Consider the following 18,162-nt stretch of genomic DNA (forward strand, 5'->3'; position numbering starts at 1 on the left):
GGTGGACCCCCAGGACCTACGGGGCAAACCGGAATAACCGGAGCAACAGGACCTTCTGGTGGACCTCCAGGACCTACGGGGCCGACCGGAATAACTGGAGTGACAGGACCTTCTGGTGGACCCCCAGGACCTACGGGGCCGACCGGAATAACTGGAGTGACAGGACCTTCTGGTGGACCTCCAGGACCTACGGGGCCGACCGGAATAACCGGAGCAACAGGACCTTCTGGTGGACCCCCAGGACCTACGGGGCAAACCGGAATAACCGGAGCAACAGGACCTTCTGGTGGACCTCCAGGACCTACGGGGCCGACCGGAATAACCGGAGCAACAGGACCTTCTGGTGGACCTCCAGGACCTACGGGGCCGACCGGAATAACTGGAGCGACAGGACCTTCTGGGCCAACCGGGCCTTCTGGACTTACAACATCTGGCTTATCTCAGTATGCTTATGTTTTCAATACAGCAGCTCAAGTTGTTGCCTTAGAAGCACCTGTTCTTTTTAATTCACACGGCACAATCACATCCGGTTTTACTCATACTCTTGGAACTTCTCAGATGACAGTTATTAATGCTGGAGATTATAAAATTTCTTTTTCTGTATCAGGAGTTGAGCCTAATCAATTTGCACTCTTTTTAAACGGGGCTCCCGTTACCAACTCCGTTTATGGATCAGGTGCAGGAACTCAACAAAACAATGGGCAAACAGTTCTCACTTTAGCCGCAGATGATATTCTTACCCTTAATAATCATACTTCCGCTGCTGCAGTTACTTTGCAGACTTTAGCAGGTGGAACACAAACAAATATAAATGCTTCGATTGTAATTGAAAAATTAAATTAATTTAATCATTTATTTCTTGAAACTCTAGCAGTAAATAACCTAGAGTGGATTCTTTTTTTAACAAGCAGTTAGCTTTTGCTAGCTGCTCTTTTAATTAAAATAACTATTTTGTAGTAATTCTTTATAAATCGCTCTTAAACTTATATAATCTTTATATAAAAATATTAAAAATCGTTTAATTATAGGGGGCGCTTCGTATGCTACAAGGTATTAATCATATTTGTTTTTCTGTTTCAAACTTGGAAAAATCTATTAAATTCTATCAAAAAATACTTCAAGCAAAATTATTAGTAACAGGTAGAAAATTAGCGTATTTTGATTTAAATGGATTATGGATTGCTTTAAATGTTGAAGAAGATATACCAAGAAATGAAATTAAGCAATCTTATACACATATAGCCTTTACTGTAACAAATGAAGAATTAGATCATTTAAAAGAAATATTAATTCAAAATGAAGTTAATATTTTACCTGGTCGAGAAAGAGACGAGAGGGACCAAAGATCTCTTTACTTTACAGACCCGGATGGCCATAAGTTTGAATTCCACACTGGTACTTTGCAAAACCGCTTAGAGTACTATACAGAGGATAAAAAACATATGACCTTTTACATATAATAAGAAAGCTAAGGCTTTCTTATTATTTTTTATCAAATAACGCTTTTGTTAAGATCTATGAATCCATTTCTTAGGTGAAAAACTTTTATAGAAGCATCTTTTTTGGACAAATTTACCGGATGAATTAGCGGAAATTTCATGTTATTCTGAACTTGTTGAATAACCCAATACATTCAACAATGCTCTTGATTGCATACTTAGTATGTAACCATCCATCCAGATACCTTAGTTAATACATCCCCCTAGTCGTCGTTATTGCTAAGGTATCTTTTTAGATGCCCTGTGTGCAGGGCTTTTTCATTTCAGTTATGATGCTCTTTTTCCCATTTAATTATCGTTGCTTGAAGTCATATTTCTTAACAAAATTCAAATTTGATTATAACAACTGTGTTTTCCGTTCTTCCATCCGAATTACTTTTCCGCTTTGATATACAAATGATTGTTCACCAAATCCACCTTGAGGTGGTTCTATTAGTTGGACTTGACCATTTTTAACAACATATATTCCGTTTATTTTCAAATCTATTTCAGCTGTCATTTCTACAAGATTTTCTTTTCTGATTCCCACCAAGATCACTCCCATATGTTATAATTACTTTGTCGAAGTAAGTCGGGAGCAATCTCGGCTTTTTTGTTTGTCTACAAATATCGCACAACATTTTCTGGAACAAATGATTGTTCAAGTGATAAATGAAGCCGTATCGGAATCGACTCTTTGTTATCCCTTGCCCGTTTACACATATCTTCAGCTTCTTCATATACAAATTCTTTATCCTCCGCTCGCTTATAACGCCAAATCCCCATCGCGTAATCTTCAAATAACTCATAACGCTCATCAGGCGCTATCGTTGGTTTTAATTCATCGATTGCTTTTGCTTGACGTGGTATTTGAACAACTACATCTGCATACCGTAGTTTTGAATTCAAACGGTAAATGTGAGCTTTCTTAGGATCAAATGATACAACTTGTTCCACGTCAAAGATTGTTAGTTGCTTTGGCATCATTGGTTCCCTCCAATACTTGCAAGCTTGCGAGTAATATTCCCTCTAGCTGCGTTAATGTTAGTTGATCTAATGCTTGTCCGTTAATTTCCGATAATCCCATCACTGATAATTTACGGATAATTGCTAATTTTCTATGTTCCAATTCTTGCCGTAACAACATGATCAGGCCTCCTGTTGATGATTGAACTTACGCTCTAAATTTACAAACTTACTAAATTCTTTAATGAATGCTAGTTCAACAACACCAACTGGGCCATTTCTCTGTTTCGCTAAAATGATTTCCGTTATGTTTTTATTTTCTGTTTCACGGTCATAATAATCTTCGCGATATAAGAATGCGATCAAGTCCGCATCTTGCTCAATTTGACCATTTTCACGTAGGTCCGAAAGTAACGGCCTTTTATCTTGTCTACTCTCAACAGCACGACTTAATTGTGATAGTGCAACCACACATACATTTAGCTCTCTTGCCATAAGTTTTAGCTTACGGCTAATCTCACCAATCTCTTGCATGCGATTTCCTTTGTGCTTTGGATCACCTACAATAAGCTGCAGGTAATCAATTGCGACTAGCACCTTTTTGTCTGGGTATTTGCGCTTTAGTTTCCTAGTCTTTGCGTAAATCTCTTGCATCGTTACATTGGCTTTATCGTATATTTCTAACGGCAAATCATTTATTAACCCCATTGCTTGGCTAATCTTTTCCCAATCCTTTAAATTACATAGCTTTTTAGGGTTCTTTAATTTCGTAGCATCTATATTTCCAGTACTTGAGATCATACGCTTAAGTAACTGTTCTTCGCCCATCTCTAGAGAAAAGACCCCTGTTGCTGTATGAGCACTCGCTGCATGGAAAGCAATGTTTAATACAAATGCTGTTTTCCCCATCGAAGGACGGGCACCGACAATAATTAAATCGCCTTCTTGTAGTCCTGCTGTCATTCTGTTTAAGTCGTCATAACCAGTTGGTATACCGGTTAAATCTCCTACATCAATTTGCATATTCTTATACAGATCAACTAGGGTTTCCTTTAGATTAAATTCATCTGAATAACCAGTTTCCTCAATGGCACTTAATTCATCAATCGATGTACTAATAGCACTTATATCTCTTTCATGCTGAAGACGATTATATAAGTTGCCAGCAACCTCTTGAGCATGTCGCATCTTCCACGCCTCAATTACTAAACCTTCGTGATACGAAAAGTTTTTTGTTGTGGTAACAACTTCTGTCAAGTTTACAAAGAATCCAATTCCGCCAATTTGGTTCATAAAGCTTTCATCGAATTTCCCCATGAGAGCGACAAGGTCTATTGGAACCTCAGCATCCTCTAACTCTCTCATCGCTTTAAAAATCACTTGGTGTGTTGGTAAAGAAAACTGTTTTGCCTTTAGCTGGCAATCTTTAATTAAATCGCCTTCTTGGATAATGCTACCTAAAACACTTTGTTCAGCTTCTGTGTTACGAATCATATCGTTACTCATTGAACCATCCACCCACTTTTTTGATTAAGCGCTGCAAGTTCTTCATCCGTTGGAATGTTTTTCTCCCATGATTGTTGCTGCTGTATTACGTTTTTAGTAGATTCCGATAAGCCTTTTTGTTGATAAGGAGCCTGAATATTTTGTTGCCCTTTTGCTAATCGTTGATTACGAAATGCTTTATCAGCTGCTTCAACGTCCGCTACGGTTTTCAATCCCTTAAGGTGCCAATCTCGTAAAATTGTATTTACGTAATTCATGTTTCTTGTATTTTTCTCTAAAGCGATTTCCATAGCTTTTACAACAAGCTCTGCATTTAAATCATCTATCCATGCATGAATACCATCTGCAATAAAAGGTGTAATCAGTCCAAAGTTTTGTTCGTAAAAAGAAATCGGATTAACCTCAACAACTTCTTCCGCGCTTACGCGTTTTTCTTGTTGTTGTTCTTTTTCTTTTTCTTCTTCCTTGCTAGGGTCTTGGAAGCCCCTTATAAGCCCCTCCAAACGCACTGATAAATACTCCTTAATTCTTGGAATCTTAAATTCTTGTTGCACTTCTAATTCCAAGCAGGTTTCATAGAAATCAACTAAAAAATCCTGATCCTTCACAGATTGAATTTCTTTTAATACACACTTTTCAATGTTCACATTTTTAATCGGATTGAATTTTAACCAGTTGATTAAGAACAACTCTTTTGTTTTTTGGTTGTAATTAATTTTCCCGTACTCTGCAAAACGTTCTAATAGCTTCATAACAGTTTCACGATTGTATCCTGTATCAGTTTCAATAATACGAAGTGGAAGCTCATAGATTCCTGATTGAGACGTCTTACTGTTTGTCATCAAATATAAGTAGAAATACTTCTCCTCCGGTGTAAGATCTAAAACAAATGAATCCTGCCAAAATGAAACGTGTACTGGTCTATAAACTGCCATATTATTCATCCTCCCGTTTACATATCGCGAATCCGTCCTCTACACGTAATAAGCGATAATTCTTGTATCCTATTTTGAGATATTGTTTTACTAAGTAAATTAGGTGTTGCTCTGATGTTGCTTGTTGAAACACTTTAGGATTCAACAACACTCTATATAATGATTTTTTTAAAAGCATGTAGCACACTCCGTTGTTATACGAATGCTAATTTGATATAATTAATCCTAAGATCTTTTGCAAAACCATTTATCTATCACTCTGCTAAGTGATAGATTTTTTTATTTTCTACGTCTTACTAATGAGGCGTTAACTCCTCTTGCTCTTAAATCTTTAATCACTACACGATAACTCATTGATGCCTCATGTTCTTCTTTTGTATCACGAAGCATTTTAAATTCCCTCATACATCGCTCCAGCTCTTCTTCCCAGTGATTTGATTCTTCGGTTGATTCTGCATTAAACATGTTATGAATACATGCAGCCATACAGTTATGAAGTTTATTAGCGAATGAGAAATCCCCTGGAAGAACTAGATCATGAAGACGATTGTTTTTATCATTCATGAATTACATCTCCTTTCTAATTAAATTGATGCTGTACGCATCGTTACAACCAGAAAGGAACATTGTAGGGGTATAGGGAGGAAGAATCCCTTTTTGGTCATAACGACAAGCACAGTGGCTTGTCCAAATGATTTATATAATGCTATAATTGCTTTATGATATTTTTCAGAGCTACTGTTGTCTAGGCGGTAGCTTTTTCTTTTGCCCATTTATGTTTTAAAATGAATGATGCTTCAATAATTTTAATTCGAATTCCCACTAACTTCTTCTCTTGCTTTAACGCAACTGACTTTGAATCCTCACCAAGTGTTTTCGCTATTTTAATTTCACCAGTTAGTTTTGCATCATAGCAAATTAATTCCTTATATTCTCTTAAACTTGGTTTCTTATAATCTACTGTCATTTTTCTTCCTCCTTTACAGCATTTTTGTTAAAGCCATTAAGCTATCCACCGATTGAATAATAACGTTCTCTGACATAGCCTTTTGCAACCAACTTCTTTGTATTTGTTCCATAATGCCAAAATGAACTTGTTCAAGAACTTGTACTACACACTGAGTAGCTTGGATTGTATCGAAGATTTCTTTTGCATGAACTGCGTATTCATGTTTCTTCTTTTCATCAAGCTTCCATGACCTTGTTGCAACTTGTAAGTTCATGATTTCCTTCGCTGCTAAAATCCCCTCTTCAGCTTGTTTAATGTAATTCATCAATTGTAAATTCACATCTTGAGTTAATCGTGGATCTGTAGGCGGTAATCCAACACCATAAATATGTTTAATTGCTTGTTGATTTAATTTTGCTCCTGTTGCATGACACCAATCCATCGCAAGCTCAAATTCTGGTTTAGAAAGTCCAGATTCAATACGAGTTAAGCGTTCATGTGTAATGCCAAGATACTTAGATAGTCCTTTCTTCGTTTTCAGCTGAACATTATCACAACATTCTCTAGCATTCTGTAATAATTCCCCTATTGCTGAATTGCAGTATATGCTTGTTCCCATATCTGTTCGCCTCCATATTTAGTTTTCAAATGGTTATAATAAATGTAGTACATGCGTAACTTGTCTATTTTTCATGTAAAAAGAGAGGAATTATTCCTCAATGTTTTCTTTCACTTGCATTTCTTTGATGATGGCCCAACCAGCCTTGTAATATGCTTGAAGGAGTTTATCAATATCTTTTTGCGATTTTGGCTCAGGAGCCACAACATGGACTTTCGTTTTTCCAAATTCATAAGTCGCCGCATATTCTTCTTGTTGGCTCATGGTGTCACCTCTTGAAGTGCTTTTTATATGTTTATGCGACGGATCTGTTGGTACTGCCATGTTAGTTGATGGCATTTTCTCACCTACTTCCTAGTCAAAAAGTATAAGATTCTTGTACTCACATGCATCAAATTAAATCTTTTACATCACACCCAAGAATAGCAGCCAACCTTATAGCTTTTTCAAGATTTGGATTACTATAGCCATTTTCCCAATTACTTATTGTAGATTTTGTAACTTGCATTCTACCTGCAAGATCTTGTTTCGTTAACTTACTTTTTTTCCTAGATCTAATTAACTTGATATTTTTGTTCACTGTCTAGCTCCTTGTATAAGTTATTTGTACTTTTATTATAAGTATAAGATTCTTGTACTTCAATGCATTTGTACAATTTTCTTGTACAAATTTTGATGTTTCATCTATATAATGTACAATATATTTGTACTTTTTTATTAACGGGGGGTGCTAAAAATGTTGAAACAAAGATTAAAAGAAACACGTAAAACACGTAAACTCACTCAACAAGAATTAGCCAATAAAGTAAATACAACTAAAGGCACCATTAGTAACTATGAGAATGGTCATAGCACTCCCTCAAACGAAATGCTAAAAGATTTAGCTAATGTTTTAGGGGTAACAACAGATTATTTATTAGGAAGAGAAGATGAATCAAGAGTATCCAATACACTGCCTGACTTAACAAAAAAAGATAGTCGTGATATTGCACGTGACTTAGAAAAAACATTAAAGGATTTAGAAAACAGTGATGAAGCGTTAATGTTTGATGGAGAACCAATAGACGACCATACAAAAGAAATGATTCGTATTTCTCTGGAGAACTCAATGCGCATGGCAAAACAATTAGCAAAACAAAAATTCACTCCAAACAAGTATAAGGAATAATGAATGGAGCAAAAAATGGACATTAAAGAATACGCACTTAAAATCGTAGAAAAACATGAAACAACAAATCCATTTGAAATTTCTAGACGAAAAAATATTATAGTGTTGTTTGAAGACCTTGGGAATACTCTTGGTTTTTACAACACATATAAACGTTTTAAATTCATTCATATTAATAATCAAATCGACGAAACTACACAACACTTTGTGTGTGCTCATGAACTTGGACATGCCCTATTACACCCAAAAGCAAATACTCCATTTTTAAGAAATAAAACTCTGTATTCTGTAGATCGATTAGAAATTGAAGCAAATACATTTGCAGTCGAGCTCTTATTACCTGATGAAATGATTTCTGAATATCAAGATACTAATCTATCAATTCAAGAAGTAGCTGAAATCTATGGAATTCCAGAAAGTTTTGCTCGTTTAAAAACCTATTAATATGAATTTAAAATACAACTTTATAAGTTAGGAGTTACATAGATGAAAATATTTTTCTCATTTTTATTTGCAATAGCAATGATAGCCACGTTCATTTTACTAATTACATCATTGGTGTTTCGTTTAAAAAAGAAACCAACCACTAAGAAATATTTTAAACTTACAGGTATAGCTTTTGTTTTATCTATCATTTCATTAATTGTAGTTAACATGAACATGACACCACAAGAAAAACAAGAAATTCTAGCTAAACAAAAAGCTGAAGAAAAGCTAAAAGCCGAAGAGAAACAAAAAGAAGCTGAAGAGAAACTAAAAGCCGAAGAGAAACTAAAAGATAAAGAGCAAAAAGAAGCTGATGAAAAGCTAAAAGCCGAAGAGAAACAAAAGGCTAAAGAGCAAAAAGAAGCTGATGAAAAGCTAAAAAACGAAGAGAAACAAAAGGCCAAAGAGCAAAAAGAAGCTGAGGATAAACTAAAAGCTGAAGAGAAACAAAAAGATAAAGAACAAAAAGAAGCTGATGAAAAGCTAAAAAACGAAGAGAAACAAAAGGCTAAAGAGCAAAAAGAAGCTGAGGATAAACTAAAAGCTGAAGAGAAGAAATTAGCTGAGGAACAAAAAAAGGCTGAAGAAAAACAAAAAGAGTTCATCTCCTATGCCCAAAATATCAGAGGTGGAAATTTTATTAAGGATATGAAGCTTAATAATAAAGAAGCTGAAATTACATTCCATGATTCATTTACATCTTATAAATTAGCAAAACCAGATAGCAACGTTACAGAAGAACAATATAAACAATATTTTTCAACTGGAGATGCTATTGAGAAAATGTTTATAAGTGAACCAGCTAGATTACTTAGACAGTTTCCAGATTTAAATACGGTAAAAATGACTCTTCCATTCGATGGGAAAACATATAGTACTAGCTTGGATAGAAATTCTTTGAATTCATATCTTGGATTTAAGATTGAAGATTTAAAAGTTGAAGACAAGTCTTGGGTTAAAAAGTTTAACGATCCATACGTGTATGATAAGGCAAAGCGTAAGGCATTCTTTACGAAATTTGTTACTGTCCAATAATGTATAACGTTTATTACTGATTCTTTACAGCAATAAACGTTTTATTAAATTATCAAAAGGAGTTATGATTTTTATGAGTGATATATCCAATGTACTCAAAGGGTTAGGAGGATTAGCCGCTACCCTTACTTTTCTTGTAGTTATATATCAATTTGTCCTTAAATATAGGACTACAAATGAATTTGATAAACTTTTTATAAGTAAAGCTGAACGAGAGAAACAAAATGATTTTAAATTTATAATGGAGGCCTTATTAATATTTTTTGCTTTTTATCTTTATCCATTGATTACTATTTCACAATTTATTTCCTTATCTAAATCTACTGTTAATGCTATGACTGGTTGGATAAGTATCCTTGTAATCCTTTCAACCATAATGTTTATGTTTACTGTTTATTATGCCAGTAGAAAAACAATTCCTACAGAAAAATACACTCTTGTTAAGAGTATAGGCCTAGTAAATGTAATACTTAGCCTACTTTGGTACATACCTTCATTACTAATTGTAACAACATATAAATCTTGGTCGGCATTATTCATTATAATTCCACTGGTTTTATTATATAGTCTAATTCTAATGAAATCCCTTTATAAGACTAGAAACACACCTCAGAGTAAGTATATCGTAACTACTATAGATGAAGAGGAATTCAGCAAGCTCGAGCTTATCCATGCATATATTATTGATGAAGATCGAACTGTTCTTTATGAAACTTCTGCAACTTCAGAAGAAACATTCTATGTATGCGATTTTTCTTCTGAAGTTTATTTAAAATATAAAAAATTTGATATGCCAACCGATCAAATTATTGAAGAAAATATAAGCCTAAATGTAAATTCAAATCAACAAAGTAATGAAAGTACCAACGCCGAAACAAATGCACGCATAGATATCAATGTAAATATAAATTCAAAATAAATTTATTATAGCTCCTTTTCAGGAGCTTTCTTTTTACTTCTTCCATCTGCCCATTTTTCGTATATTAGATATTAACAAGGAGGTCTAACGATGAAAACCGCAATCTACTTAAGAAAATCCCGTGCCGATCTCGAAGCTGAGGATCGCGGCGAAGGCGAAACTTTAGCAAAACACCGCTCTACCCTGCTGAAAATTGCCAAGGAAATGAACTTAAATGTTTTATCTGTCCGTGAGGAAATTGTTTCTGGCGAGAGCTTAGTGAAACGTCCTGAAATGTTAGCACTACTTGAAGAAATTGAAGACAATAAATATGATGTTGTTCTTTGTATGGATATGGACCGTTTAGGTCGTGGTGGTATGAAAGAGCAAGGAATCATTTTAGAGACGTTTAAACGCTCGAATACGAAGATTATGACACCTAGGAAGACTTATGACCTTAATGATGAGTGGGACGAAGAATACAGCGAATTTGAAGCGTTTATGGCACGGAAGGAGTTAAAGATTATTACACGTCGTATGCAACGCGGCCGTGTCGCAAGTGTAGAGGCTGGGAATTACCTTGGCACACATGCACCATTCGGATATGATATCCACCGTTTAAATAAGCGAGAGCGTACGTTAACGATTGATCCAGAAGAAGCTTCTGTTGTAAGGATGATATTTGATTGGTATGCAAATGAGGATATGGGTGCGAGTGCAATTAGGAACAAGTTAAACGATCTTGGCTATAAGAGTAAGTTAGGGAATGAATGGAATCCTTATAGCATCTTGGATATATTAAAAAACAATGTGTACATCGGAAAAGTAACGTGGCAAAAACGAAAAGAAGTAAAACGTCCTGACGCTGTGAAACGTAGCTGTGCAAGACAAGATAAATCAGATTGGATTATTGCTGATGGTAAACATGAGCCTATCATACCTGAAAGCTTATTTGAGCAAGTTCAAGAAAAATTAAATTCAAGGTATCACGTTCCTTACAATACGAACGGAATTAAAAATCCACTAGCTGGCATTATTAAATGTAGTAAATGTGGTTATAGTATGGTCCAACGTTATCCGAAGAACCGAAAAGAAACGATGGATTGTAAACACCGTGGCTGTGAAAACAAATCAAGCTATACTGAATTAATCGAGAAGCGTTTACTCGAGGCATTAAAAGAATGGTATATCAATTATAAAGCTGATTTTGAAGCACATAAGCAAGGTGACAAATTAAAAGAAACACAAGTTATTCAAATGAATGAAGCTGCATTAAGAAAGCTTGAAAAAGAATTAGTGGATGTCCAGAAACAAAAAAATAATTTACACGATTTATTAGAGCGTGGCGTTTACACCGTCGATATGTTTTTAGAACGTTCGCAAGTCATTTCCGACCGTATCAATGAAATTACTTCCACGATGGAAAACTTAAAGAAAGAAATTAAAACAGAAATTAAGAAGGAAAAAGTAAAGAAAGATACAATACCTCAAGTGGAGCATGTTCTTGATTTGTACTTTAAAACAGATGACCCCAAAAAGAAAAACAGCCTCCTAAAGTCGGTTTTAGAAAAGGCTGTTTATAAGAAAGAAAAGTGGCAAAGGCTCGATGATTTCGAACTTGTGCTTTACCCTAAACTCCCTCAAGATGGCGACATATAAGCGTTTATGCTTTGTCGTCACCTTGTTGGTGTAATTAGATTTACTCCATTAAGCCCTAAAGCATCATTCGTCGAAACAGCTAACACGACAGGCTTCCCATTTCTAAGCGTCGCTTTTGCTGCCATTAATACTGGAGAGTCTGTCATTGCATTTGCAAATTTACTCATCGAATTCCCTGTTAGTGGTGCAATCACCATGCAATCTAGTGGAATTTTCGGTCCTAGTGGCTCTGCGCCAACGATTGAATTAATTGCCTTAAAACCGGTTATTTCTTCGATCTTTTTAATCCATTCTTCCCCTTCGCCAAATCTAGTATTTGTTGATTGGACAGTATAAGAAACAACGGGACGTACTTCTGCACCTTCTGCAATTAACTTCTCTAAATGTGGCATAACTTCTTCATACGTACAATGTGAGCCTGTAAATCCGAAACCAATTCGTTTTCCCTTCAAACTCATTTCTCATCATCCTCCTTTGCGATTGCATCTGCTATTAATAACTGAGAAAGAACATTCGCTAATATTTGTCCTGCTGTTTTCGGTGCAACAATCCCAGGAAGACCAGGTGCTAATAGTGCCTTCACTCCACGCTTCTCCGCATAGCGAAAGTCCGTGCCACCTGGCTTAGAAGCTAAATCAATAACTAGCGTATGAGCTGGCATTTTTGAAATAACATTCGCTGTCACAACGAGATGCGGAATTGTATTAATAACAATATCGATATTACCTACTTCTTTCTCTATGTCTTGCATATGAAAAGGAGAAAACATCATTTCTGTAATACGAGCAATATGTTCCGAACGTCTCGCTCCAACTTTGACATGTGCTCCTAATGATTGAAAGGCTCTTGCAACACTCATACCAGTTCTACCAAATCCTAAAACCATTACATTCGATCCATGAATTGTGTAATCAGTATGTTGAATAACCATCATTAGTGTACCTTCTACGGTCGGAATAGAGTTATAGATTGCAACATCATCACGATCAAATAATTTTACAAGTTTGCGATTTGTAGTAGCTACAAGATTTTCCAAGTAAGGTGTACCAATACCTGAATATATAGTGAAGTTTTCTGGCGTCTTTTCAATTTGTTCTTTCGTTATGGAAACTTTTTCATTTGAAAAAATAGTATCTACTTCTCCTCTGGCATTCGTCCCTGCAACCGGCAAAATAATCGCATCTAAAGAAGTGAAATTTAAATCTTGTATACTTTCCTTTGCTGCCCCTGTGAAGCCATGATCTAACTGTTCAAACCCTATTAATGAAAGTTTCGCGTCCAGTTCGACTAGCTTGCGAATTACTTCTAGCTGCCGTGCATCTCCTCCTATGACAGCAATATGCATCTCAGTCAACATTCCCTAATTCACCTTCTTTTTCTTTCATTTATAAGAAAAATGCCTACTTTTTCTTTTTCCTCCACATCATATGTAATGTACGCGTTTGAGGTGATTGAAAAACAAAATGCACACGTGATTTATTTTCTTTATATAAAGATAAAAAAAAGACAACCAAAATGGTCATCTTTCACTATGATCTTGAATGGTTCGTAAGATCGCAAAGTATCATATCATTTCCAACCTTCTTTATTTTGCTCCATTCTACTCTCACTTCTTGCTGTTCTCTTTTAAAACCTCCCCATTTCCCAGCAGGTATAATAAGCGCTTGTATTTTTCCATCTCTCTCATCAATTTCTAAATCTGCATGACCTAAAACTCCCATTTTTTCTGCTCTTTCTAAATCCACAATCTCTTTGCCACTTAATTCACTTAAACGCATTAAATCTCCCCCTATCCTACTTTTTATGAAGGTTATCCTATAATAAGTACCTATTCTGCATATATAAAAAAAATAACCGTATCTCATATAAAAGAGATACGGTTATTGCCGAAAGCGAATGAATTACAAGATCGATTAAAGTTTCATTCCTTTTGGCAGTTTTCCATCCGGACTAATAAGTGCCGCAGAGAATTCATCGGTAAACATATTGCGAATTAACTCGTCTACATTTTGCTTTGTTACAGTGTTTACACTTTCAATAATCTCATCAAGAGAACGATGTTTACGAAGAAGCAATTCGTTTTTACCATTACGGCTCATACGACTATTCGTACTTTCTAAACTTAACATTAAGTTTCCTTTTAATTGTTCTTTACTGTTAACAAGCTCTTTTTCTGTAATACCTGTATTTTTCAACGTATTTAACGTTTCTTGCATTGTTTCATACAGTGTATCTAATTGTTTACTACCTGTTCCACCGTAAAGTGTTAACATACCTGTATCTTCATAAGAAGAATGGTAAGAAAATACTGAGTACGCTAACCCACGTTGCTCACGTACTTCTTGGAATAAACGGCTACTCATACTACCGCCTAAAACATTATTTAATACAATTAAGTTATAAATATCTTCGTGTCCCATTTGCAAGCCTTTATATCCTAAACATAAATGAGCTTGTTCTGTTTCCTTCTTACGTGCTACTTTATTGAAATGGAAAATTGGGCTATGTACTTGTTCACGATTTGTTGTCCCTTCGTAACTACCGAAATATTGCTCTACAGTTTGTAAAAATGCTTCATCAATATTCCCTGCAATTGATACAACAACATTTTCAGGTGTGTAATGATCTTTCATATATTGACGTAACGTATCACCTGTAAATGTTTCAAGCGTTTCTTCTGTTCCTAAAATAGGATATCCAAGCGGATGCGTTTCATATGTCGCTTTCGTTAACATATCATGCACAATATCATCTGGCGCATCTTCGTACATTTTTATTTCTTCACATACAACATTCTTCTCTTTTTTCAGTTCTTCCTCATCAAATGTTGAATTAAAGAACATATCTGCTAAAACATCTAATGCATATTTAGCATGCTCATCTAGCACTTTCGCATAGTAACATGTATATTCTTTTGAAGTAAAAGCATTTACTTGTCCACCAATGCTATCAAATGATTCTGCAATCTCTCTTGCACTTCGCGTTTCTGTCCCTTTAAAGAACATATGTTCCAAAAAGTGCGAAACCCCATTATTTTTTTCATTTTCATTTCTTGAACCTGCGTGGATCCATATACCAATCGCAACCGAGCGTACAGTTGGTATATTCTCCATAACAATTCTTACACCATTTTTACACGTATATTTTTTAATCAAAAACTTTCCTCCTAATGCCAGTTTCTCTAAATAATTGCTATTATTTAATGATAACAAGTTTAGAGATGAATGTCATGCAAATGTATTTAATCCACACGTTTTTCATCTAGTAATTCTGTAATATTCCCCACTTTATATCCTTGTTCCTTTAAATTTTTAATCATAGTATCTAGCGCTTCTGTTGTAGATGAAGTAGGATGCATTAGCACAATAGCACCTGGATGTATTTTTCGCATTACTCTCTGCAATAGCACACCCGGTTCTGGCCGCTTCCAATCAATTGTATCTACAGTCCACATAATCGTCCCCATTTGGAAATCATCCGCTATTTTTACTACCTCATCCCGAAAGCTTCCACTTGGCGGAGCAAACCATCTCACTTTCTGATTTGTAGCTGCTTCTATCATTCGATTCGTTTTTTGTAATTGATCTCGTATTTCATCTGTAGACAGCGTTTTCATATTAGGGTGTGTGTAAGAATGATTTCCTACTTCTTGATTTGCATCGACAATCATTTTGGCAAATCGTAAGTTTTCTTTCACCCAGCGTCCTTCTAAAAAGAAAGTCGCCTTCACATCATGTTTTTTCAATATCTCTAATATACGTGGCAAATACTCATTACCCCAGGCCACATTAATTGTTAATCCCACCATCTTTTTATGTGGATGTCCTCGATAAATGGGAGCTGGTGGTAAATCTTCTAAGTGAACACTCGGTGATACTTCCTTAAATTCAAGTTGTTTTTGATCAAACTTCTTGATTTTCTTCATATTATTATAGGACGCTTCTATATCCACTTGTTTTCCATTATACCCAGGCGTCGCCTTCCAAATCTTATCAATCATCGCATTTTGCGGCATAATCTCATACTGTTTTACATGCTTTTGAATCTCTTCATGCAAGTTATCCTGCGCAAAAACGGAATAAGAGCCACAACCCATATATAAAGAAAATATAAATATGTACGCTAATATACGAGCTTTCATATAAACCCTCCCATTAACTATAAAAAAGAAACCATTTTCTTCTTATCTTTGTTAATTTGAGCGTTATGATGAAAACTATACCTATACTCACATAAAAATCTAAATGAATCACATTTTTTACATAACAAAAAAAGCCAGCTAAACTGGCTTTCACTTATTGTTGCTCTTGTGCGTTTTCTTCTTTAGCTGCTTCTTCTTTAGCTGCTTCTTTTTCTTGCTCTTCTTTTAGCAATACTTTTCTAGATAAGTTTACACGACCTTGTTTGTCAATCTCGATAACTTTAACTGAAATCTCATCACCGATTTTCACAACGTCTTCTACCTTACCTACACGCTCAAGTGCAAGTTCAGAAATGTGAACAAGTCCATCTTTACCGCTAAATAATTCAACGAACGCACCGAATTTTTCAACGCGTTTAACTTTTCCTAAGTAGATTTCGCCTACTTGTACTTCGCGAACGATATCTTCGATAATTTTCTTCGCTTTTTCATTCATCTCTTGATTAATTGATGAAATGAATACTGTACCATCTTGCTCGATGTCAATTTTAACGCCAGTTTCTTCAATGATTTTATTGATCTGTTTACCACTTGGTCCAATAACATCACGAATTTTATCTGGGTTAATTGCCATTGTAATAATCTTCGGAGCATACGCAGATAACTCAATGCGAGGTTCCGCGATAACAGATAACATGTGATTTAAAATGTGCATACGACCAACTTTCGCTTGTTGTAATGCTTCTTCTAAAATCTCACGAGATAAACCATCGATTTTAATGTCCATTTGTAGTGCAGTTACACCTTTTGCAGTACCTGCTACTTTAAAGTCCATATCACCTAAATGGTCTTCCATTCCTTGAATATCTGTTAAAATTGTGTAATGCTCACCAGATTTCACTAGACCCATTGCAATACCAGCAACTGGTGCTTTAAGTGGTACACCCGCATCCATCATCGCTAATGTACTACCGCAAATACTCGCTTGTGAAGTTGAACCATTTGATTCTAATACTTCAGATACAAGACGAACTGTATATGGGAAATCCTTTTCAGATGGAAGTACAGGTTCAAGAGCACGTTCTCCTAGTGCACCGTGACCAATTTCACGACGACCTGGTCCACGCATTGGTCTTGTTTCACCAACACTAAATGAAGGGAAATTATAATGGTGCATAAAGCGTTTTGACTCTTCTACACCTAGACCATCTAAAATTTGCACATCGCCTAATGCACCTAATGTACAAATACTTAATGCTTGCGTTTGTCCACGTGTGAATAGACCAGAACCATGTGTACGAGATAAAATGCCAACCTCTGATGCTAAAGGACGAATTTCGTCACCTTTACGACCATCTGGGCGGATTTTTTCAACTGTAATAAGACGACGTACTTCTTCTTTTACAATTTTATATAAAATCTCACTTACTTGTCCTAATGTATCAGCATCAGCTTCCTGAGCTTCGTAATGCTCAATTACACGCTTTTTCACTACGCTAATTGCATCTTCACGTGCATGTTTTTCGTGCACTTGAATTGCAGAATGCATATCTGTCTCAGCCATTTCACGTACAGCTTGATTCAAATCAGCATCCACTTCATAAAGTTTCACTGCTGTTTTCTCTTTACCGACAGCTTGTACAATCTCTTCTTGGAATGCAATTAGACGTTTAATTTCATCGTGTCCAAACATAATTGCTTCTAACATTGTTTCTTCAGGTACTTGATCCGCTCCTGCTTCAACCATGTTAATTGCATCTTTCGTACCAGCTACAACAAGGTGCATATCACTTTGTTCTTGCTGTTCTACTGTTGGATTAATAACGAACTCGCCATTAATACGACCAACTGTCGCACCTGCGATTGGACCTTCAAATGGAATATCTGAAATAGATAATGCTAATGAAGAACCAAGCATAGCTGCCATCTCAGAAGAACAGTCTTGATCAACACTCATTACGATGCTGACAACTTGTACTTCATTACGGAAACCATCTGCGAAAAGTGGACGGATTGGACGGTCAATTAAACGACTTGCTAAAATTGCTTTTTCACTTGGACGGCCTTCGCGCTTAATAAAACCGCCTGGGATTTTTCCAACTGCATATAAACGCTCTTCATAGTTTACTGTAAGCGGGAAGAAATCTACATTTTTTGGCTCTTTTGATGCAGTTGCTGTAGATAGAACTGCTGTGTCGCCATATCTTACTAATACTGCTCCGTTTGCTTGTTTTGCAAGCTGACTTGTTTCAATTGTTAGCTGACGACCAGCTAAATCTATCGAGAAGACTTGCTTTTCCTGACTCATTTAAGTACCCCTCT

At 35.8% G+C, this 18,162-nt stretch carries 22 protein-coding genes and 1 pseudogene; 7 read left to right on the forward strand and 16 right to left on the reverse strand.

Translation table 11 applies throughout. The features are described 5' to 3' along the window. Both ABH955_RS07880 and fosB read left to right on the forward strand, forming a co-directional pair. Positions 1-843, forward strand: an 843-nt coding sequence (locus ABH955_RS07880; RefSeq protein WP_404491024.1) for a BclA C-terminal domain-containing protein, incomplete at its 5' end; no start/stop codon positions are given. A 197-nt stretch (positions 844-1,040) separates the two neighbouring features. Continuing rightward, positions 1,041-1,460, forward strand: a complete 420-nt coding sequence (gene fosB, locus ABH955_RS07885) for a FosB/FosD family fosfomycin resistance bacillithiol transferase (RefSeq protein WP_404457863.1) — start codon at positions 1,041-1,043, stop codon at positions 1,458-1,460. Between the two features lie 376 nt (positions 1,461-1,836). Here the strand turns inward: fosB and ABH955_RS07890 are convergent, their stop codons facing one another. From ABH955_RS07890 to ABH955_RS07935, 10 genes are all read right to left on the reverse strand, one after another. Continuing rightward, positions 1,837-2,028 carry a DUF3954 domain-containing protein gene (locus ABH955_RS07890; RefSeq protein WP_000512853.1) on the reverse strand — a complete coding sequence of 64 codons (192 nt, stop codon included), beginning with the start codon at positions 2,026-2,028 and terminating at the stop codon, positions 1,837-1,839. A gap of 71 nt (positions 2,029-2,099) precedes the next feature. Further along, complete coding sequence (locus ABH955_RS07895) at positions 2,100-2,462, reverse strand: cell division protein SepF (RefSeq protein ID WP_404457861.1); 363 nt, start codon at positions 2,460-2,462, stop codon at positions 2,100-2,102. Beyond that, positions 2,437-2,625: a hypothetical protein gene (locus ABH955_RS07900; protein ID WP_404457858.1), complete on the reverse strand. Its 189-nt coding sequence runs from the start codon at positions 2,623-2,625 to the stop codon at positions 2,437-2,439. Before ABH955_RS07900 ends, ABH955_RS07895 begins: the two co-directional genes overlap by 26 nt. Before the next feature lie 2 nt (positions 2,626-2,627). Continuing rightward, the gene (gene dnaB / locus ABH955_RS07905) at positions 2,628-3,950 is read right to left on the reverse strand and encodes a replicative DNA helicase (RefSeq protein ID WP_404457855.1); all 1,323 of its coding nucleotides are present in this window, start codon (positions 3,948-3,950) and stop codon (positions 2,628-2,630) included. Next, positions 3,947-4,885 (reverse strand): DnaD domain-containing protein, encoded by a 939-nt coding sequence (locus tag ABH955_RS07910; RefSeq protein WP_404457852.1) that lies wholly within the window; start codon positions 4,883-4,885, stop codon positions 3,947-3,949. Before ABH955_RS07910 ends, dnaB begins: the two co-directional genes overlap by 4 nt. A 279-nt stretch (positions 4,886-5,164) precedes the next feature. Further along, entirely contained in the window at positions 5,165-5,449 is a 285-nt protein-coding gene (locus ABH955_RS07915) for a hypothetical protein (RefSeq protein WP_098987459.1), read from the reverse strand. Positions 5,450-5,630: 181 nt separating this feature from the next. After that, positions 5,631-5,852 (reverse strand): RNA polymerase subunit sigma, encoded by a 222-nt coding sequence (locus ABH955_RS07920; RefSeq protein WP_404457849.1) that lies wholly within the window; start codon positions 5,850-5,852, stop codon positions 5,631-5,633. A gap of 13 nt (positions 5,853-5,865) precedes the next feature. Next, a complete protein-coding gene (locus tag ABH955_RS07925; protein ID WP_404457846.1) occupies positions 5,866-6,453 on the reverse strand; it encodes a sporulation sigma factor-processing peptidase in 588 nt (195 codons plus the stop codon). Between the two features lie 90 nt (positions 6,454-6,543). Continuing rightward, the gene (locus tag ABH955_RS07930; protein WP_088040037.1) at positions 6,544-6,792 is read right to left on the reverse strand and encodes a hypothetical protein; all 249 of its coding nucleotides are present in this window, start codon (positions 6,790-6,792) and stop codon (positions 6,544-6,546) included. 52 nt (positions 6,793-6,844) lie between these two features. Next, positions 6,845-7,033 carry a helix-turn-helix transcriptional regulator gene (locus ABH955_RS07935; protein ID WP_404457843.1) on the reverse strand — a complete coding sequence of 63 codons (189 nt, stop codon included), beginning with the start codon at positions 7,031-7,033 and terminating at the stop codon, positions 6,845-6,847. A gap of 156 nt (positions 7,034-7,189) precedes the next feature. Between ABH955_RS07935 and ABH955_RS07940 the strand changes: the two genes are divergently transcribed. The 5 genes from ABH955_RS07940 to ABH955_RS07960 all read left to right on the forward strand — a co-directional run bounded on the left by ABH955_RS07940 (position 7,190) and on the right by ABH955_RS07960 (position 11,699). After that, a complete protein-coding gene (locus tag ABH955_RS07940) occupies positions 7,190-7,621 on the forward strand; it encodes a helix-turn-helix domain-containing protein (protein WP_404457840.1) in 432 nt (143 codons plus the stop codon). A 15-nt stretch (positions 7,622-7,636) separates the two neighbouring features. Continuing rightward, entirely contained in the window at positions 7,637-8,065 is a 429-nt protein-coding gene (locus ABH955_RS07945; RefSeq protein ID WP_404491127.1) for an ImmA/IrrE family metallo-endopeptidase, read from the forward strand. Positions 8,066-8,107: 42 nt separating this feature from the next. Further along, entirely contained in the window at positions 8,108-9,142 is a 1,035-nt protein-coding gene (locus ABH955_RS07950; RefSeq protein WP_404491025.1) for a hypothetical protein, read from the forward strand. Positions 9,143-9,215: 73 nt separating this feature from the next. Further along, positions 9,216-10,061: a hypothetical protein gene (locus tag ABH955_RS07955; protein WP_404457834.1), complete on the forward strand. Its 846-nt coding sequence runs from the start codon at positions 9,216-9,218 to the stop codon at positions 10,059-10,061. Positions 10,062-10,151: 90 nt separating this feature from the next. After that, a complete protein-coding gene (locus ABH955_RS07960; RefSeq protein ID WP_404491026.1) occupies positions 10,152-11,699 on the forward strand; it encodes a recombinase family protein in 1,548 nt (515 codons plus the stop codon). Positions 11,700-11,731: 32 nt separating this feature from the next. Here ABH955_RS07960 and dpaB read toward each other — a convergent pair. The 6 genes and pseudogenes from dpaB to pnp form a co-directional block, all read right to left on the reverse strand. Next, positions 11,732-12,157: pseudogene (gene dpaB, locus ABH955_RS07965) on the reverse strand (dipicolinate synthase subunit B); the annotation flags it as partial. Beyond that, positions 12,154-13,056, reverse strand: coding sequence for a dipicolinic acid synthetase subunit A (gene dpaA / locus ABH955_RS07970; RefSeq protein ID WP_002128797.1), 903 nt, complete (start codon positions 13,054-13,056; stop codon positions 12,154-12,156). The pseudogene dpaB and the gene dpaA, both read right to left, overlap by 4 nt. Positions 13,057-13,228: 172 nt before the next feature. Then, entirely contained in the window at positions 13,229-13,477 is a 249-nt protein-coding gene (locus ABH955_RS07975; RefSeq protein WP_002014571.1) for a YlmC/YmxH family sporulation protein, read from the reverse strand. A gap of 135 nt (positions 13,478-13,612) precedes the next feature. Beyond that, on the reverse strand, positions 13,613-14,854 hold the full coding sequence (locus ABH955_RS07980) for a M16 family metallopeptidase (protein WP_002088150.1): 1,242 nt from the start codon (positions 14,852-14,854) through the stop codon (positions 13,613-13,615). Between the two features lie 86 nt (positions 14,855-14,940). After that, positions 14,941-15,840, reverse strand: a complete 900-nt coding sequence (locus tag ABH955_RS07985; protein WP_113936806.1) for a polysaccharide deacetylase family protein — start codon at positions 15,838-15,840, stop codon at positions 14,941-14,943. Between the two features lie 154 nt (positions 15,841-15,994). After that, complete coding sequence (gene pnp, locus ABH955_RS07990; protein WP_113936805.1) at positions 15,995-18,148, reverse strand: polyribonucleotide nucleotidyltransferase; 2,154 nt, start codon at positions 18,146-18,148, stop codon at positions 15,995-15,997. Positions 18,149-18,162 lie beyond the last annotated feature (14 nt).

Origin of the sequence: Bacillus sp. RC240, assembly GCF_044907945.1 — a bacterium.
GTDB lineage: Bacteria > Bacillota > Bacilli > Bacillales > Bacillaceae_G > Bacillus_A > Bacillus_A mycoides.

What these genes read in the sequence shown, in the direction of transcription:
- fosB (WP_404457863.1), top strand. Translation starts at nt 1,041, where the DNA reads ATGCTACAAGGTATTAATCATATTTGTTTTTCTGTTTCAAACTTGGAA.
- ABH955_RS07895 (WP_404457861.1), bottom strand. Translation starts at nt 2,462, where the DNA reads ATGCCAAAGCAACTAACAATCTTTGACGTGGAACAAGTTGTATCATTT.
- ABH955_RS07900 (WP_404457858.1), bottom strand. Translation starts at nt 2,625, where the DNA reads ATGTTGTTACGGCAAGAATTGGAACATAGAAAATTAGCAATTATCCGT.
- dnaB (WP_404457855.1), bottom strand. Translation starts at nt 3,950, where the DNA reads ATGAGTAACGATATGATTCGTAACACAGAAGCTGAACAAAGTGTTTTA.
- ABH955_RS07910 (WP_404457852.1), bottom strand. Translation starts at nt 4,885, where the DNA reads ATGGCAGTTTATAGACCAGTACACGTTTCATTTTGGCAGGATTCATTT.
- ABH955_RS07915 (WP_098987459.1), bottom strand. Translation starts at nt 5,449, where the DNA reads ATGAATGATAAAAACAATCGTCTTCATGATCTAGTTCTTCCAGGGGAT.
- ABH955_RS07920 (WP_404457849.1), bottom strand. Translation starts at nt 5,852, where the DNA reads ATGACAGTAGATTATAAGAAACCAAGTTTAAGAGAATATAAGGAATTA.
- ABH955_RS07925 (WP_404457846.1), bottom strand. Translation starts at nt 6,453, where the DNA reads ATGGGAACAAGCATATACTGCAATTCAGCAATAGGGGAATTATTACAG.
- ABH955_RS07930 (WP_088040037.1), bottom strand. Translation starts at nt 6,792, where the DNA reads ATGCCATCAACTAACATGGCAGTACCAACAGATCCGTCGCATAAACAT.
- ABH955_RS07940 (WP_404457840.1), top strand. Translation starts at nt 7,190, where the DNA reads ATGTTGAAACAAAGATTAAAAGAAACACGTAAAACACGTAAACTCACT.
- ABH955_RS07945 (WP_404491127.1), top strand. Translation starts at nt 7,637, where the DNA reads ATGGACATTAAAGAATACGCACTTAAAATCGTAGAAAAACATGAAACA.
- ABH955_RS07950 (WP_404491025.1), top strand. Translation starts at nt 8,108, where the DNA reads ATGAAAATATTTTTCTCATTTTTATTTGCAATAGCAATGATAGCCACG.
- ABH955_RS07955 (WP_404457834.1), top strand. Translation starts at nt 9,216, where the DNA reads ATGAGTGATATATCCAATGTACTCAAAGGGTTAGGAGGATTAGCCGCT.
- ABH955_RS07960 (WP_404491026.1), top strand. Translation starts at nt 10,152, where the DNA reads ATGAAAACCGCAATCTACTTAAGAAAATCCCGTGCCGATCTCGAAGCT.
- dpaA (WP_002128797.1), bottom strand. Translation starts at nt 13,056, where the DNA reads ATGTTGACTGAGATGCATATTGCTGTCATAGGAGGAGATGCACGGCAG.
- ABH955_RS07975 (WP_002014571.1), bottom strand. Translation starts at nt 13,477, where the DNA reads ATGCGTTTAAGTGAATTAAGTGGCAAAGAGATTGTGGATTTAGAAAGA.
- ABH955_RS07985 (WP_113936806.1), bottom strand. Translation starts at nt 15,840, where the DNA reads ATGAAAGCTCGTATATTAGCGTACATATTTATATTTTCTTTATATATG.
- pnp (WP_113936805.1), bottom strand. Translation starts at nt 18,148, where the DNA reads ATGAGTCAGGAAAAGCAAGTCTTCTCGATAGATTTAGCTGGTCGTCAG.